Source organism: Mesorhizobium sp. M0030 (assembly GCF_040323695.1).
Lineage (GTDB): Bacteria > Pseudomonadota > Alphaproteobacteria > Rhizobiales > Rhizobiaceae > Mesorhizobium.
Genome location: NZ_JAMYVE010000001.1, coordinates 106845 through 122909, shown reverse-complemented (window position 1 = coordinate 122909; position 16065 = coordinate 106845). Strand labels below are relative to the sequence as shown.

Here is a 16065-nt window from a genome sequence, read left to right as displayed (position 1 = left end):
ATGACCGACCAAGTCGTAAAATCGCTGACCGATCCTGCCTTCCTGATAGCGTTGCTGGTTGGCATTGCGGTGTTCGCGACCGTCTTCACGGTGCTGCCGGCCCTTGGTGGCAATCAGCTCAAGACGCGCATGAGATCGGTGGCGCTGGAGCGTGACGAATTGCGCGCCAAGCAGCGCGCGCGGCTTGCCAATGAAGCCGATCGTCGCCGCAAGGGGCTGCGCGAAGAGCAGTCGATCGGCATGCGCAACATCGTCGACAGGCTGGACCTGCGGCGTGCGTTGGCCGATGAAGGCACGTTGCAGAAGCTCAAGGTGGCGGGCTTTCGTGGCCAGAACCCGCTGACGCGCTTCCTGTTCTTCCGCCTGATCCTGCCTTTTGTCGGTTTCGCGCTGGCAGCGATCTATCTGTTCGTGCTCGGCGGACTGCCGGACCGGCCGGCCTTCGTGAAACTGTTCGTCTGCATCCTTGTCGCCTACGCGGGTTTCTACGCGCCGATCCTTTACGTCAACAATCGTGCCGCCAAGCGCAAGCAGTCGATCCAGGCGGCGTGGCCGGATGCGCTCGACCTGATGCTGATCTGCGTCGAGTCGGGCATGTCGGTCGAGGCTGCCTTGCGCAAGGTCTCCGAGGAGATCGGTTCACAGTCGGTGGCGCTGGCGGAGGAATTCGTGCTGACCAACGCCGAACTCTCTTATCTGCAGGAGCGCAAGCAGGCTTATGAAAACCTCTCGGCTCGTACCGGCCTGGAATCGGTCAAGTCAGTGTCCCAGGCACTGGTCCAGGCGGAACGCTACGGCACACCCGTGGCGCACGCATTGCGCGTGCTGGCCTCGGAAAGCCGCGACATGCGCATGAATGCCGCCGAGAAGAAGGCCGCCGCCCTGCCGCCGAAGCTTACCGTGCCGATGATCCTGTTCTTCCTGCCGGTTTTGTTCGCCATCATTCTGGGCCCGGCCGGCATCCAGGTCAGCCAGCGCGGCATCTTCGGCGACCAGCACAGTTCCTCAAGCCAGTAGGCCTCGTTGCGGCCATACAAAGTGCCGCATTGCCATGCAGTGCGGCTCTTGTTTTTTCAGCTTTGATATGGGGACGGATTTTGCGCTGTGCGGGGCCGGCGCCCATGCGGCGCTCAGTTGGTCGCCGGCTTTGCCTTGTCCTGATCCTTGAGTTGGCTCCAGGCGTTCTGCTGGGCAAGCATCTGGCGAAGATAGGCTACATTGGCTTGCGCCTGTTCGGGCGAAAGCTCCTGCGAGGCGATCTTCTCGGCCTCGTCGAAGCGGCCCTGCAGTCCCACGACCAGCGCAAGGTTCTGGCGCACCCGGCTGTCGGCATTCGGTTGCTGGGCTGCCGAGCGCATATAGGTCTCGGCGGTGCGCAGATCGCCTTCCAGCACATAGGACATACCGAGATTGGAAAGGATCGAGGGTTCGTTCGGCTTTAGGTCCAGCGCCTTGCGGTAGTTCTGGCGCGCTTCATCCTTCTGGCCAAGCTGGTCGAGAATGGCGGCCTCGGCCGACATCAGCCGCCAGTCCGGATATTCTGGCGTCTGCGCCCGGCGCACGGCGTCGAGCGCCGGCTCGAACTGGCCGTTGGCGGCCAGCGCCTTGCCGTAGGCGGCAAGCACGTCGCGATCCTTGGGGTAGGCGATCGCCAGCTTGCGCATCACGGCAAGCGACTGGTCGGCATCGCCGTCCATCTGGAGCGCCGCCGCAAAATTTGTCGCCAGCCGCTTGTCGTTGGGGTTCTTTGCGTAGGATTCGCCCAGCCGCCCGGTCGCCCCGTGCAACTCGCTGGCCGACATGGTTTCCAGCGGTTTGCCGCTGGTGCGCCCGATCGAGCCGGTCGTGAGCTTGCTGGTTCCGCACCCGGCAACACCGGCCGCCAGCGCCATCAGCAGTGCCGTGGTGACCAACCGTTTGCCCGTGACGTTCATCCTGCGGTTGGTGGGCATCGGCACGGGGCTCTCCATTCCTGCGCGTGGCCATTCACGTGGCCATCTTCATCCCCGCAGAAATATTCTGTTAACCCTAACGGACAGTTAAAAAGTGAGCCGTCGGATCGGTGAACGGCCCGCCGGAAGCCTTTGGCCTGGCAGTCCCATGCCGGCCCCTGTGCATAGATGTTGAAATCATCCGACGTCCCTGTCACTTGACTGAGGACGACCTGCAAGCCTCCCGGAGACCATCGAATGCCCGTCGAACTCATCGAGACACTAAACACTGCCCTGCCGGTCCATCTGGTCGCGAGCGATGGACTGGAGGCCTTGGGGCTTTCGCCTTCCATGACCGCATGGGCGGCCGCCAACGGCTTTTCCGGCGAAGCCGGTAGGACGCTCGCCGTCCCCGGCGACAACGGTTCCCTTGCCGGCGCCTTGTTCGGCGTCGGTGATGGCGAGGGCGCGCTGGCCGTCGGCATGCTGGCGAGAGCCTTGCCGGAAGGCGACTGGCATTTTGCCGCCGCTCCAGCCGAGCCGGAACTCGCGGCCATAGCCTTGGTGCTCGGCGGTTACGTCTTCACTCGCTACGGAAAGAAATCAGGCAAGACGCTGCGTTTTGCGCTGCCGCTCGGCGTAGATGCAGGACGCGTCCGGCGCATCGCCGACGGCGTCTTCCTGGCGCGCGACCTCGTCAACACGCCGACCAGCGACATGGGACCGGACGAGTTGGAGAAGGCCGTGCGGACCCTGGCGGCCACTCACAAGGCCGAGGTGTCGGTGATCAAGGGGGATGATCTCCTGAAGCAGAATTTCCCGATGATCCATGCGGTCGGCCGGGCCTCGGTCGGAGCGCCGCGACTGATCGACATGGTTTGGGGACCGGAAGGCGCGCCGAAGGTGACGCTGGTCGGCAAGGGTGTCTGTTTCGACACTGGCGGCCTCGACATCAAACCGTCGTCGGGCATGCTCTTGATGAAGAAGGATATGGGCGGCGCCGCCAATGTGCTGGGCCTGGCCTCGATGATCATGGCTGCCGGGCTGAAGATCCGGCTGCGCGTCCTGATCCCGGCGGTCGAGAATTCGATTGCCGGCAACGCCTTCCGGCCTGGAGATGTACTGACCAGCCGCAAGGGCCTCACCGTCGAGATCGGCAACACCGACGCCGAAGGGCGGCTGGTGCTGGCCGATGCGCTGGCGCTGGCCGATGACGAGGAGCCGGAACTGCTGATCGACATGGCGACGCTGACCGGGGCAGCGCGTGTCGCGCTCGGTCCCGATCTGCCGCCTTTCTACACTGGCGACGAAGCGCTGGCGTCCGAACTGGCTGCGGCCTCGGTGGCCGTCGAGGATCCGTTGTGGCGCATGCCGTTGTGGCGGCCCTATGACGGCAGGCTGGCGTCGAAGATCGCCGACATCAACAACGTCACCACGGACGGTTTCGCCGGCTCGGTCACCGCGGCGCTGTTCCTCAAGCGCTTTGTCGAACGGACAACGGGCTGGGCGCATTTCGACATCTTCGCCTGGAACCCGTCCGATCGCCCCTACGGACCCGCCGGCGGCGAGGCGCAAGGCATCCGTGCACTGGAGCGGGTCATTTCGAGGCGCTATGCCTAGGGTCGTGAGCAAAGCACACTGCCTCTAAACTGAAACGGAACCGAAACAATTTGCCGTCATGCTCGCGCGATGTCGATTTCGATGCGTCCGAGCCAGGCGATGCGACTATGGCAGCAGGTGATGTTGTCGCAGGTGCGCGCCGGCGCGCCAGATCTCACCATGCGCCAGACGGCGATCCTGTTCACCATCTATCTCGACCCGCCGCCGCACACGGTGCGCGGCCTGGCAGCCCGCCTCAATGTCACCAAGCCGGTCATCACCCGCGCCCTCGACACTATGGGTGCGCTGAAACTGGTGTCACGCCATCGCGACGAGCTCGACAAGCGCAATGTGCTGATCCGGCGCACGGTCGAAGGCGCGCTCTTTGTCGAGCGCTTCGGGGATGGTATCGTTGCCAGGGCTCATGAACTGCCCATCTGATCAATCCATGAATTAGAACGAGTACCGATTTGACTGCCAGGGATGCCCGCCTCCACGCCTTCCGTTCCGACCTCGCCGATGCAAGGCTGAAAGGGGAGGTTTCGGCCGACCGCTTCGTCACCGGCCGTCCGGCTCGGATCACGGCCTCCGTGGCTGACGTGCGCAAGGCACCGCGCCCGGATGCCGGCGTCAACACGCAGGTACTGTTCGGCGACGATGTGCTTGTCTTCGAGGAAGCCGAAGGCTGGGCCTGGGTCCAGGCCAAACGCGACGGCTATGTCGGCTATGTCGGCGCCACCATGCTGGGCGCACGCGAGCATGCGCCAACCCACATCGTCACGGCGCCGCGCACTTTTCTCTATCCAGGCCCGGATCTGCGCTTTCCGATCAGCGGGCAATTGTCGATGGGCTCGACGGTGACGGTGACGGGCGCTGCCGAAACGCGCGGCACGCACTATGCGCTGTTGCCTTCCGGCGAGGCGCTGATCGGCGGCCATGTGCGCCCGGTCAGCGATATCGCAGCCGACTATGTCTCGGTCGCCGAGATGTTTATCGGCACGCCCTATCTCTGGGGCGGCACCTCCGGCTTCGGCATCGACTGTTCTGGCCTCGTGCAACTGGCCATGCGCATGGCCGGCCGCAATGTGCTGCGTGATTCCGACATGCAAGCGGCAGGCCTCGGCGAGCCGCTCGATCCGGGATCCGATTATGCCGGACTGAAACGCGGTGACCTCGTGTTCTGGAAGGGGCATGTCGCCGTGATGACAGACGCCGAGACGATGATCCACGCCAACGGCCACACCATGCTGGTCTCGCGCGAAGGGCTGAAGGAGGCGATCGACCGGATTGGGTATCTCTATGGCGGGCCGACGGGGTTTCGGCGGCCCTAGCGCCTCTTCCTTCGCCCGTTCACGGGGAAAGGTGCCCGAAGGGCGGATGAGGGGCGACGCCAGCGACTGAAAAGTCGCGCTGCGCCTCACCTGCCTGCCGGCATCCTCTCCCCCTAAATGCGGCGAGGGATAGCTCACCCGATCACCTTTTGTTCCGATTTTCCTTGGCGATCGCGCGCCGTCGCGCTACCTCTTTCGCGTGACCGAGCAGCCGCGCCTTGCCAAACAAAATGCCGCCGTCCTTCTGCCCGAGCCATTCATCAGATGGTTTGGCGAAAAAGGCTGGTCGCCGCGCGCTCACCAGATCGAGCTGCTGGCGAAGGCTCAAGCCGGGCAATCGGTGCTCTTGATCGCACCGACCGGCGCCGGCAAGACACTGGCCGGCTTCTTGCCATCGTTGACCGAACTGGCCAACCGCCCCAGACGCAAAGCTGGTATGGCACGGCGCGGCATCCATACGCTCTACATCTCGCCGCTGAAGGCGCTGGCCGTCGACATCGAGCGCAATCTCGGCAAGCCCGTGGAGGAGATCGGCCTGCCCGTCACCATCGAGACGCGCACCGGCGACACCCCTTCGCACAAGCGGCAGCGCCAGAAACTGGCGCCGCCCGACATCCTTTTGACCACGCCCGAGCAATTGGCGCTGCTGATCGCGGCCGGCGATGCCGGGCGCTTCTTCGAGGATCTGCGCTATGTCGTCCTCGACGAGTTGCATTCGCTGGTGACATCGAAACGCGGCCATCTGCTGGCGCTCGGGCTGGCGCGGCTGCGCAGCATCGTGCCCGGCCTGCAGACGATCGGTCTGTCGGCAACGGTGGCCGAGCCCGACGAGTTGCGGCGCTGGCTGGTGAGCCAGAATCCGCCCAAAGGCCTGGCAAGTCCCGATATGTCTGAGCTCATCGTCGTAACCGGCGGCGCGAAGCCCGAAATCTCGATCCTCGATTCGGAAGAGCGCGTGCCATGGGCCGGCCATTCGGCGCGCTATGCGACGCCGGAAATCTACCGCGAGATCAAGCGCCACAAGACCACCCTGCTGTTCGTCAACACCCGCAGCCAGGCCGAGCTGCTGTTTCAGGAATTGTGGCGGGTCAACGAGGATACCTTGCCGATCGCGCTGCATCACGGCTCGCTCGATGTCGCCCAGCGCCGACGCGTCGAGAAGGCGATGGGGGAAAACGCGCTCCGTGCCATCGTCGCCACCTCGACGCTCGACCTTGGCATCGATTGGGGCGATGTCGATCTGGTCGTCCATGTCGGCGCGCCCAAGGGCGCCAGCCGGCTGGCGCAGCGCATCGGCCGCGCCAATCACCGCATGGACGAGCCGTCGAAGGCGATCCTGATCCCGGCCAATCGTTTCGAGGTGCTGGAGTGCCGGGCAGCGCTGGACGCCAACTATCTGGGCGCCCAGGATACGCCGCCGCTGGTCAATGGCGGGCTCGATGTGCTGGCCCAGCATGTGCTGGGCTGCGCCTGCGGAGCGCCGTTTCGCGCCGACGATCTCTACGAGGAAGTGCTGACAGCAGCGCCCTATGCCAGCCTCGACCGGCCGACATTCGACCGCGTCATTGATTTCGTCGCCACCGGCGGCTACGCACTGAAGAACTACGAGCGCTACGCCCGCATCCGCCTCAACAAGGACGGCATGTGGCGGGTCTCCAATCCCCGCGTCGCGCAGCAATATCGGCTGAACGTCGGCACCATCATCGAGGTGCCGGCGCTCAATGTGCGTTACGTCAAGGCCGGCAGCAAAGGCTCGGCTTCGCACGGCGGCCGGGCTCTGGGCAAGATCGAGGAGGCCTTCCTCGAAACGCTGACGCATGGCGACACCTTCATGTTTGCCGGCAAAGTGCTGCGCTTCGAAGGCATCCGCGAGAACGAATGCTTCGTCTCGAATGCGCCGGGAAGCGACGCCAAGGTTCCTTATTATGGCGGCGGCAAATTTCCGCTTTCGACTTACCTCGCCGAGCAGGTGCGCGCCATGCTGGACGACCCGCAGCGCTGGAAGAAGCTGCCCGAGCAGGTATCGGACTGGCTGCGGTTCCAGGCCGACAAATCGGTATTGCCCAAACGCGACGACCTCTTGATCGAGACCTTTCCGCGCGGCAACCGTCACTATCTCGTCGCTTATCCTTTCGAGGGCAGGCTGGCGCACCAGACGCTCGGCATGCTGCTCACCCGCCGGCTGGACAGGGCCGGCGCCAGGCCGCTTGGCTTCGTCGCCACCGACTACGCATTGGCCATCTGGTCGCTGGGCGATATGGGCGCGATGTTCAAATCGCGGAAACCTTCGCTTGGCGCTCTGTTCGACCAGGACATGCTGGGCGACGACCTCGAGGCTTGGCTGGCCGACAGCTGGCTGCTCAAGCGCACCTTCCGCAACTGCGCGCTGATTTCAGGCCTGATCGAGAAGCGCCACCCCGGCCAGGAGAAAAGCGGCCGTCAGGTCACCGTCTCGACCGATCTGATCTATGACGTGCTGCGCAGCCATGAGCCCGACCACATCCTGCTGCAGGCGACGCGCGCCGACGCGGCGACCGGTCTGCTCGATGTCAGCAGACTTGCCGACATGCTCTCGCGTATCCAGGGTCGAATCGTGCATAAGGCACTCGAACAGATATCGCCGCTGGCCGTGCCGATCATGCTCGAAATCGGCAAGATGCCGGTGAATGGCGAGGCCGACGAAACGCTGCTGATGGATGCCGCGACTTTGGTCGAGGAAGCCATCGGTCCTGGGATGGTTGAGGAATGAATTTTTCGCTGGCGCGGGCATCGCTGATCGCCGAGGCCGACTTCGTCGGCATCGCGGGCGAGCGCGCGGTCTGTGATTCGCGCGGCGTGCTCTATTTCCCCGATCTGAGGCTGCTCGCGGTCTCTGACCTGCATCTGGAAAAAGGCTCGTCCTTCGCCAGGCGCGGCGCGCTGATCCCGCCCTATGACACCGGCGCCACTCTGCTGCGGCTGCAAGCGGTGATCGCCGACTACCAGCCGGCCATCGTCATCAGCCTGGGCGACTCCTTCCACGACGGCGGCGGTGCCGAGCGCATGCATGCGAGTTTTCGCGAGCTGCTGGAAGCGCTGATGGCCGGCCGCGACTGGTTCTGGGTCGCCGGCAACCATGACCCGGAAGCGCCGGCGGATTTGCCCGGCGAGACGGTGCGCGAACTCGCCATCGGCTCGCTGCTGTTCCGCCACGAGCCGTCGAAGGTAAGAACCGAGGGCGAAGTTGCCGGCCATCTTCACCCTTGCGCCCGCATCGTCCAGCAGGGCCGCTCGGTGCGGCGGCGCTGCTTTGCCGGCGATGGCGGCCGCATGATCATGCCGGCCTTCGGCGCTTATACCGGCTCGCTCAACGTGCTCGACCGCGCCTATGCCGGCCTGTTCCGCCGCGAGACGTTGATAGCCTATATGATGGGCGCCGCGCGCATCTTCGCCATTTCCGGTTCGATGCTGCGGCCGGGCTGAGTTTCTACGGTATAAGCACGGTTGCGCCTGTCGTCTGCCGTGCTTCGAGCCGGCGATGCGCCTCCGCCACTTCGGCAAGCGGCATGCTTGTGTGCACCGGGATTTTCACTGCGCCGCTGAGCACGACGCTGAACAGCTCCCCGCTCATGGCGACGACGTCCTCACGTCTGGCGAGATGATGGAACAGCAACTGCCAGGTGGCGAAGAGCGAACCCTTCTGCATCAAAAGCATGATGTCGAAGGGCGGGATCGACCCCGACGCTGTGCCGTAGCTGACGAAGGTGCCGAACGGCTGCAGGCAGTCGAGCGAGGCGGGGAAGGTCGCGTTGCCGACGCCGTCATAGACGGCGTGGCAGCCTTCGCCGTTGGTGACCTCTTTCAACCGTGCGGCGAAATTCTCTTTGCTGTAGTCGATGACATGGTCGCAGCCATTGGCGCGCGCAAGTTCGGCCTTTTCGGGTGAACCGACCGTGCCGATGACGGTCGCGCCGAGATGTTTGGCCCATTGCGTCAGGATGAGGCCGACGCCGCCCGCCGCGGCATGCACCAGGATGGTATGGCCCGCCTCGACGCGAAACGTGCGGCGCAGCAGATATTGCGCCGTCAGCCCTTTCAGCATCATCGCCGCACCTGTCTCGAAATCGATGGCGTCGGGCAGATGCACGACGAAATGCGCCGGCACGATGCGTTCTTCGGCATAGGCGCCGAGGGTCTCGACATAGGCGACTCGGTCGCCAGGCGCGAAGCCGCTGACGCCTTCACCGACGGCGACGATTTCGCCTGCGCCTTCATTGCCGGGAATGAATGGCAGAGCGGGCGGCGCGTATTCGCCGGTGCGAAAATAGATGTCGACGAAGTTGAGACCGACCGCCCGGTTGCGCACGCGCACCTCGCCCGGTCCGGGCTGGCCGATGTCGACATCTTCGTAGGCGAGCACATCTGGCCCGCCATGGCGGTGAACACGGATCGCTTTCATGGTTTTCTCTCCTGCGCTGTTCTCTTGAGTGTGAGATAGCGCGTGGCGAGATATCATTGTAGACTGATACCTATGACATCAGAGTTCAAACAAAATGATATCTGAACAGATCGGCCTCGACCTTCTCCGCACCTATGTCGCGGTCTGCCGGCAAGGTAGCCTGAGCAGGGTCGCCGCGCAGACCGGCAAGACCCAATCGGCGATGAGCATGCAGATGCGTCGGCTCGAGGGCCTGCTCCAGCGGCATCTGTTCCAGCGCACCGGCCGCGGCGTTGTGCCGACTGCGGAAGGCGAGCTCTTTCTGGGATACGCGACCCGCATCCTCGCTCTCGGCGATGAAGCGGTGGCGCGTCTGCAGCAGGCTAGCATTGGCGGCGGCGTGCGTATTGGTCTTGCCGAAGAGGTCACCACGGCCGCGCTTTCGGCCGCGCTTGGGCGGCTGCATCGCACCTATCCCGACATCAGCCTCGACGCGATGGTCGAGCACAGCGTCGCGCTGGGACGGCTGTGGAGCGAGGATGCGCTGGATGTCATGATTGCCCCGACATCCGTCGTCGCGGCCGATGCCGTGACGACATGGAACGTCGAACTGCAGTGGGTCTGCGCCCAGGACTATGTGCTGGACCATGACCGGCCACTCGATCTCGCCGCCTTCGGCGCAACCTGCCCTTGGCGCAGGCGGATGATCGAGGCGCTGGTCGCCGCCGGTCGGGAGCACCGGATCGTCCTGTCGTGCCAGAGCGTCACCGGCCTTCAGGCCGTGATCGAGAACGGACTGGGCGTTGGACTGCTTCCGCCCGAATCCGTGCGTACCGCTTCGATGCGGGTGCTGAAGACGTCAGCCGGCCTGCCCGAGCCGCTCACGGTCCAATACGGCCTTTACGCGCACGACCGCAGGACAGCTGTAATCGATGCCGCGATCGAAATCCTGCTTAAGGATTTGCCGGCGGCGCCACGAGCACGGGCCGCCTGACGGCGGGACGCTCTACCGGCCGTAATAGAGGGTGACGGTGTGCTTGGCCTCGGCGAAGAACAGCCAGCGCTCGACCAGCATGCCGGCGAACTGGACGATTGCCGCAAGCACCGACAGCACCGCTGCGAATGGCCAGGGCAAAGCGAATAAGACAGAAAGCAGCAGCAGGGAAGGCAAGGCGAAAGCCAGCAACTGCGTGATCAGCCGCAGCTTTGCGCCATGTTTGCGCGCGATCCGAAAACCCATTTCCTTGAGCAGGTAGTTCTCCTCGGTGTGCGGCCATTCCAGCGAGCGCACTGTGCCGCCAGTGAGCCCTGTCGCCGCGTTGGCGGTGGTCGCGATCTCCAGCGCGTCATTGTATCGCCACGTCGCCAGCTTCCAGCCCCAGCCGAGCAAGGTCAGCAGCAGGGCGGCTACCGCAACGGCGGTCGGGCTGATGGCGAAAGCCTGCAGCAGCGCGTTCAACAGCACGCTGCCGGTCATCGCCGAAAAGATGAGATAGCCCGGCAGCGTATACGGGCTATGCCACTGCGCGATCGGCTTCAGCGAGGCATAGATCATGCCGGTGGTGCAGACGGTGACGATTGCGCCGATAGTTGCGAGAAACCCGGCGATGGCCATCCAGCCTCCGGTGTGGCCGAAGAACACCCAGCCGATGCCGAACAACCCGGCCGGAATGAAGGTTGCCACCGAAGCCACGCCTTCGCGCGACAGCCACGAACTGCGCCATTGCGAGAAGGCGCGCCATGCGCGTTCGGGGCGGCCGAGATGGACGGTCGAAGACAAAAGGCCGGCAGCAATCAGCCCAAGCGCCAGCCCCATTCCGATAAGGCCAAGCCAGAAATCGGCCGGGATGAAGCCCAGCCCGCCCAGCACGCCAAGCAGCGCCAGCAGTCCGTAGCCCGCTCCTGTAGCAGTGGTGAAGAAAACGACCGAGGCGGCAGGATGCATGGATATCAGTTCGAAAGCATGCGGTCGACCCAGCCGAGGAAACCGCCTTCGGCCCTGACCGGGTCGAGCCTTGCCGCCGGCACCGATGCGGCACGCCGGGCGCGCGGCGGCAGGTACTTGTTGGTCGGCTTGTAGCCCATCTCCGGCATCAGGTCGACGCCGCCACGCTCCGCCACCAATTGCGAGACAGCCGAGGTGGGATCGCCGAGATCGCCGAAATGCCGGGCGCTGGTCGGGCAGGCGGCTACGCAGGCCGGCACGCGGTCTTCCTCGGCCAGATTGTCATTGTAGATGCGGTCGACGCACAGCGTGCATTTCTTCATCACGCCAACATCGGGGTCGAATTCGCGCGCGCCATAGGGACAGGCCCAGCTGCACAGTTTGCAGCCGATGCATTTGCTTTCGTCGATCAGCACGATGCCGTCCGACGCCCGCTTGTAGGAGGCGCCGGTGGGGCAGACGGTGACGCAGGCAGGCGTTTCACAGTGCAGGCAGGAGCGGGGGAAGTTGACCGTGCGACCGCCCGCTTCGGTCGTGTGCTCGTAGCTGTGCACGCGGTTGAACCAGACGCCGTCGACATCGCCGCCATAGGGGTTGATGTCGGTCAGCGGCGCCATGTGGCCGCCGGTGTTCCACTCCTTGCAGGCGGTGACGCAGGCCTGGCAGCCGACGCAGGTGTCGAGGTCGATGACTAGGCCAAGCTTCTTGTCTGTATGGGCGGGAAGGCAGGTCATTCCACGGCTTCCCTATGGACGCGGAACTCGGCGCCGAAGCGAAGGATGTCGGGCGAAGGCTCGACATTTGGCGGCTGGCTGAAACGCTCGAATTGCGGTTCGGTGAAGCCGGCTTCCTCATCAGAGCATTTGACAATGCGTACCCTGAGGTCGAACCACGCCGCCTGGCCGGTCACCGGATCGGAATTCGAATAGCGTTTGCCTTTCGCGTCAGCCGATGTCTGGTCGCCGACAATGTGGTTGAGCAGGAAACCGCGATTGCTCTCGGCAGCGTTGTCCTTCAGACCCCAGGCGCCGCGCCTTTTGCCGATGGCGTTCCAGGTCCAGACCGTATCCGCATTGACGCCGTCGACCAGCTTGATCTGCCCCTTAACCCGACCGTTGATGCTTTCGATCCACACCCAGTCGTCGTCGACGAGACTGAGATCTGCCGCGGTCTGGTGGTGCACAAACAGGCGGTTCTGACTGGTGATTTGCCGCAGCCACGCATTCTGCGAGCCCCAGGAATGATACATGTGCATCGGCCGCTGCGTCAGCGCATGCAGCGGATATTTCTGCGGATCGACCGCGGCCTCTTCGAACGGCGTAAACCAGAACGGCAGCGGATCCATATAGGTCTCGATGCGCTGGCGTTCGCTCTCGGGCGGCTGGACGCGACCATGACCGCGCGCGGCGAGGCGAAAGCGCTGCATCGGTTCGCAATAGAGCTGGAACACGATCGGCTCGGCCTTGGGGATGAACCCCATCTGCTCTGCGAAGTCGAGATAGGGGCGGTTGGCCATCTTGTAATAGCGCTGGTCCTCAGCAAAATCCTGGTGCCAGAAGCCGCCATTGTCGATGTAGCGCTGCAGCTGGTCGGGATTGACTTCGCCCTTGCCGACAGACGTGCCGTCCTTGCCGCGCCAGCCGGCGAGCGGGCCAATGCCGGGCGTGCGCTCGTGATTGACGATGTAGTCGGCATAGTCGCGATATTTCGCGGATCCGTCATCGTTGATGAAGCAGGGCAGGTCCAGCCGCGCCCCGAGTTCGATCAGCACCGATTGGAACGGCCTGACATCTCGGTCGGGTTCGACCACCGGATGGCGGATCGCGTCGCCCGGCCCGTCGGCATGGCTGATCGGCCGGTCGAGCAGGCTGATGCAGTCGTGACGTTCGAGATAGGTGGTGTCGGGCAGCACCAGATCGGCGAACGGCACCGTCTCGGAATAATAGGCGTCGGAATAGATGATGAAGGGGATCTTGTAGTTACCCGCTTCGTCATGGTCGGTGAGCATGGCAATGGTCTCGACGGTGTTCATCGAGGAATTCCAAGCCATGTTCGACATGTACATCATCAGCGTGTCGATCGGGTACGGGTCGCCGGCCCACGCATTTCGGATGACCGTATGCATCAGCCCATGCGCGGCGAGCGGCGCATCCCAGGAATAAGCCTTGTCGATGCGCAAAGGCGTGCCGGCCTCGTCGACCAGGAGATCGTCCGGCCCGCAGACGAAGCCGAGCGGCATGCCGTCGAGCGGCGTCATCGGCCTGACCACCTTGCCGGCCGGCTTCGGTCCCGGCGGCGCCGAGCGCGGGTAGGGGGGCTTGAAACGGAAGCCACCGGGCACGTCCACCGTGCCGAGCAGCACCTGCAGCAGGTGGATGGCACGGCAGGAGTGAAAGCCGTTGGAGTGGGCCGAGATGCCGCGCATGGCATGCATCGACACCGGCCGTCCCTTGATCGTCTCGTGCCGCCGTCCGGCCCAGTCGGTCCACGCAACCGGCAGTTCGATCGTCTGTTCGAAGGCGACGTGGGCGAGTTCGGCAGCGATCCGGCGGATGGTGTCGGCCGGAATGCCGCATCGTGCCGCGACCGCATCGGGTGCGTAGCTGTCGTCCATGTAGCGGTCGGCGATAAGCCGGAACACCGGCACGCAACGGCGGCCGGCGAACGTGAAGCTGCCGGTCAGCGCCGGTTTCGCATCCGCATCGGCTGCGTTGACGGTTGTCTTCGCCACTCTGTCCCAGGCGAGAAGATTGTTGTCGCTGTCGCGCAGGAACAGCCCGTCGTCCGCCGCACCCGGCTCCTGGACGACCAGCACATGGGCGTTGGTGTAGCGCAGCAAATAATCGAGATCGACGCGGCCTGCCTTCAGCAGTTCATGGATTAGGGCGAAGACGAAGAGGCCGTCGGTGCCGGGCCGGATCCCGATCCAGTCGTCGGCAATGGCGTTGTAGCCGGTGCGACAGGGGTTGATCGACACCACCTTGGCGCCGCGCGCCTTGAGTTTACCCAAGCCGATCTTGATCGGGTTGGAATCATGGTCCTCGGCGACGCCGAACAGCATGAAGTATTTCGTATTGTCCCAGTCCGGCTCGCCGAACTCCCAGAACGAGCCGCCGATCGTGTAGAGCCCGCCGGCCGCCATGTTGACCGAGCAGAAGCCGCCATGGGCGGCGAAGTTCGGCGTGCCGAACTGGCTCGCCCACCAGCCGGTCAGCGACTGCGACTGGTCGCGCCCGGTGAAAAAGGCGAGCTTTTTCGGATCGGTCCGGCGGATATTCGATAGCCGCCCGGCCGCAATCGAAAACGCTTCCTCCCACTCGATCTCGCGGAATTCGCCCGAGCCGCGCAGGCCGCTGCGCAACAGCGGCTTCTTCAGCCGCGCCGGGCTGTAGTGCTGCATGATGCCGGAGCTGCCCTTGCCGCAGATTACGCCGCGGTTGACCGGATGGTCCTTGTTGCCGTTGATGTAGCGCACCTTGCCGTCCTTGATGTGGACGTCGATGCCGCAGCGGCAGGCGCACATATAACAGGTGGTCTTGGCGATGCTGTCGGAGACATCAGGCGAGGTGTCGACACCGTCGCCTTCGTCCGGCGCGCGCGTGTCGGCAAGCGGCCGTTGCGACGGTGCGGAATTGGCCCCGCGCGGCGCAGCTGGGTTCATGATGCCGGCGTGCTTTTGCTACCTGCGAATTTGGCCCGCGTCTTCGGTCCGGGGCCACGCATATAGTGTTCTTCAGGATGATATCGATCGCCGGCCAGCCGCCGCCTGAGGCCACGGGTCCAATGCGCAAAAAGGGATCTGAACCGCCCGATCATTTTGTTGGCCGCGATTTGTTGGCGAATTTTTTCTAACTTCGACTGAAAAAGTAGAATAAAGCTATCGATCCGTCTAATCAGTTGTTCTTGTAAATTCGATCGGAATTGGTTCTTAATGCACACATGACGCTGGACCAGTTGCGCATTTTCGTTGCCGTTGCCGAACGCGGCCATATGACCAAGGCGGCGGAGCTTTTGGGCATCTCCCAGTCGGCGGCGTCGGCGGCCATCCGCGCTTTGGAAGAGCAGCATGGCGTTCATCTGTTCAACCGTGTCGGCCGCAACATCGAGCTGGCTCAGACCGGCCACCGTTTCCTGCCCGAGGCCAAGGCGGTGCTGGAACGCGCCGCCGCCGCCCGAAATGTGCTGGAGCATGTCTCGCAGACGGTCGCCGGCAGCCTGTCGATCGCCGCCAGCCTGACCATCGCCAGCTACTGGCTGCCGCGCAGGCTGGCCTCTTTCCATGAAGCCTACCCGGCGGTGCGCTTAAGCGTCAGCATCGGCAACACCAGGCAGGTCGAGGCCAATGTGCTCGACGGCACCGCCGATCTCGGTCTGGTCGAGGGGCGCACCGAGTCAGACATCCTCCGCCGCACCAAGGTCGACGTCGACAGCTTGATGCTGGTCGTCGCCGCCTCGCATCCCGAAATCGCCGAGATCGCGCCGGGCCGCCCGGATATCAGAGGGCTGCGCTGGATCATCCGTGAGGGTGGTTCGGGCACGCGCGAGGTGCTGGAGGACCTGGCCCGCCGCGAGGGGATATCGCTTGGCGACCTGCAGATATTTCTGGTGCTGCCGAGCAACGAGGCGGTTCGCCAGGCGGTCGAGGCCGGCGCCGGCGCCACCATCATCTCGGACCTCGTCGTCGGACGCGCCGTCGCCGAGGGCAGTCTCCGGTCGGTGCCGCTCGAACTGCCGAAGCGTGACTTCGCCATGATCACCCATCGTGACCGCCAGGCAAGCCTGGCCCAGATGGCGCTCAAGGCGCATCTCGGCGCTGAAGCCGTCAGCAATCCGGCGTAAGCG

14 protein-coding genes are annotated in these 16065 nt (G+C 64.2%); 8 read left to right on the top strand and 6 right to left on the bottom strand.

The window, feature by feature from the left end; translation table 11 throughout:
• Entirely contained in the window at positions 1-1017 is a 1017-nt protein-coding gene (locus tag NKJ80_RS00570) for a type II secretion system F family protein (protein ID WP_023692560.1), read from the top strand.
• A gap of 113 nt (positions 1018-1130) precedes the next feature.
• On the opposite strand, the gene NKJ80_RS00565 is transcribed toward NKJ80_RS00570, so the two are convergent.
• Positions 1131-1952, bottom strand: a complete 822-nt coding sequence (locus NKJ80_RS00565; protein ID WP_023669594.1) for a tetratricopeptide repeat protein — start codon at positions 1950-1952, stop codon at positions 1131-1133.
• Between the two features lie 237 nt (positions 1953-2189).
• Between NKJ80_RS00565 and NKJ80_RS00560 the strand changes: the two genes are divergently transcribed.
• From NKJ80_RS00560 to NKJ80_RS00550, 3 genes are all read left to right on the top strand, one after another.
• On the top strand, positions 2190-3551 hold the full coding sequence (locus tag NKJ80_RS00560) for a leucyl aminopeptidase family protein (protein ID WP_023732424.1): 1362 nt from the start codon (positions 2190-2192) through the stop codon (positions 3549-3551).
• A 69-nt stretch (positions 3552-3620) separates the two neighbouring features.
• Positions 3621-3971, top strand: a complete 351-nt coding sequence (locus tag NKJ80_RS00555) for a MarR family winged helix-turn-helix transcriptional regulator (RefSeq protein ID WP_023669596.1) — start codon at positions 3621-3623, stop codon at positions 3969-3971.
• Positions 3972-4000: 29 nt separating this feature from the next.
• Positions 4001-4861 (top strand): C40 family peptidase, encoded by an 861-nt coding sequence (locus tag NKJ80_RS00550; protein ID WP_023732423.1) that lies wholly within the window; start codon positions 4001-4003, stop codon positions 4859-4861.
• Positions 4862-5003: 142 nt separating this feature from the next.
• Here NKJ80_RS00550 and NKJ80_RS00545 read toward each other — a convergent pair whose 3' ends face one another.
• Positions 5004-5198 (bottom strand): hypothetical protein, encoded by a 195-nt coding sequence (locus NKJ80_RS00545; RefSeq protein WP_245260071.1) that lies wholly within the window; start codon positions 5196-5198, stop codon positions 5004-5006.
• Between NKJ80_RS00545 and NKJ80_RS00540 the strand changes: the two genes are divergently transcribed.
• Positions 5106-7610 (top strand): ligase-associated DNA damage response DEXH box helicase, encoded by a 2505-nt coding sequence (locus NKJ80_RS00540; protein WP_352497092.1) that lies wholly within the window; start codon positions 5106-5108, stop codon positions 7608-7610. The two genes, NKJ80_RS00545 and NKJ80_RS00540, sit on opposite strands and share 93 nt — an antisense overlap.
• Complete coding sequence (gene pdeM, locus NKJ80_RS00535; RefSeq protein ID WP_023681974.1) at positions 7607-8323, top strand: ligase-associated DNA damage response endonuclease PdeM; 717 nt, start codon at positions 7607-7609, stop codon at positions 8321-8323. The genes NKJ80_RS00540 and pdeM overlap by 4 nt, the downstream gene beginning before the upstream one ends.
• A 4-nt stretch (positions 8324-8327) precedes the next feature.
• Here pdeM and NKJ80_RS00530 read toward each other — a convergent pair whose 3' ends face one another.
• Positions 8328-9299: a quinone oxidoreductase family protein gene (locus tag NKJ80_RS00530; RefSeq protein WP_352496866.1), complete on the bottom strand. Its 972-nt coding sequence runs from the start codon at positions 9297-9299 to the stop codon at positions 8328-8330.
• 94 nt (positions 9300-9393) lie between these two features.
• Between NKJ80_RS00530 and NKJ80_RS00525 the strand changes: the two genes are divergently transcribed.
• Positions 9394-10272: a LysR substrate-binding domain-containing protein gene (locus tag NKJ80_RS00525; RefSeq protein ID WP_023699491.1), complete on the top strand. Its 879-nt coding sequence runs from the start codon at positions 9394-9396 to the stop codon at positions 10270-10272.
• 12 nt (positions 10273-10284) lie between these two features.
• On the opposite strand, the gene NKJ80_RS00520 is transcribed toward NKJ80_RS00525, so the two are convergent.
• The 3 genes from NKJ80_RS00520 to NKJ80_RS00510 are packed head-to-tail and all read right to left on the bottom strand — an operon-like array spanning position 10285 to position 14884.
• Complete coding sequence (locus NKJ80_RS00520) at positions 10285-11223, bottom strand: dimethyl sulfoxide reductase anchor subunit family protein (protein ID WP_352496865.1); 939 nt, start codon at positions 11221-11223, stop codon at positions 10285-10287.
• Positions 11224-11228: 5 nt separating this feature from the next.
• On the bottom strand, positions 11229-11957 hold the full coding sequence (locus tag NKJ80_RS00515) for a 4Fe-4S dicluster domain-containing protein (RefSeq protein WP_023699493.1): 729 nt from the start codon (positions 11955-11957) through the stop codon (positions 11229-11231).
• Complete coding sequence (locus tag NKJ80_RS00510) at positions 11954-14884, bottom strand: molybdopterin oxidoreductase family protein (RefSeq protein ID WP_352496864.1); 2931 nt, start codon at positions 14882-14884, stop codon at positions 11954-11956. Before NKJ80_RS00510 ends, NKJ80_RS00515 begins: the two co-directional genes overlap by 4 nt.
• 278 nt (positions 14885-15162) lie before the next feature.
• Between NKJ80_RS00510 and NKJ80_RS00505 the strand changes: the two genes are divergently transcribed.
• On the top strand, positions 15163-16062 hold the full coding sequence (locus NKJ80_RS00505; protein ID WP_352496863.1) for a LysR substrate-binding domain-containing protein: 900 nt from the start codon (positions 15163-15165) through the stop codon (positions 16060-16062).
• The last annotated feature ends 3 nt before the right edge of the window (positions 16063-16065 follow it).

Excerpts from the sequence above, each read along its gene's own strand:
- NKJ80_RS00570 (WP_023692560.1), top strand. The coding sequence starts at position 1 with ATGACCGACCAAGTCGTAAAATCGCTGACCGATCCTGCCTTCCTGATA.
- NKJ80_RS00565 (WP_023669594.1), bottom strand. The coding sequence starts at position 1,952 with ATGCCCACCAACCGCAGGATGAACGTCACGGGCAAACGGTTGGTCACC.
- NKJ80_RS00560 (WP_023732424.1), top strand. The coding sequence starts at position 2,190 with ATGCCCGTCGAACTCATCGAGACACTAAACACTGCCCTGCCGGTCCAT.
- NKJ80_RS00555 (WP_023669596.1), top strand. The coding sequence starts at position 3,621 with ATGTCGATTTCGATGCGTCCGAGCCAGGCGATGCGACTATGGCAGCAG.
- pdeM (WP_023681974.1), top strand. The coding sequence starts at position 7,607 with ATGAATTTTTCGCTGGCGCGGGCATCGCTGATCGCCGAGGCCGACTTC.
- NKJ80_RS00530 (WP_352496866.1), bottom strand. The coding sequence starts at position 9,299 with ATGAAAGCGATCCGTGTTCACCGCCATGGCGGGCCAGATGTGCTCGCC.
- NKJ80_RS00525 (WP_023699491.1), top strand. The coding sequence starts at position 9,394 with ATGATATCTGAACAGATCGGCCTCGACCTTCTCCGCACCTATGTCGCG.
- NKJ80_RS00520 (WP_352496865.1), bottom strand. The coding sequence starts at position 11,223 with ATGCATCCTGCCGCCTCGGTCGTTTTCTTCACCACTGCTACAGGAGCG.
- NKJ80_RS00515 (WP_023699493.1), bottom strand. The coding sequence starts at position 11,957 with ATGACCTGCCTTCCCGCCCATACAGACAAGAAGCTTGGCCTAGTCATC.
- NKJ80_RS00510 (WP_352496864.1), bottom strand. The coding sequence starts at position 14,884 with ATGAACCCAGCTGCGCCGCGCGGGGCCAATTCCGCACCGTCGCAACGG.
- NKJ80_RS00505 (WP_352496863.1), top strand. The coding sequence starts at position 15,163 with ATGACGCTGGACCAGTTGCGCATTTTCGTTGCCGTTGCCGAACGCGGC.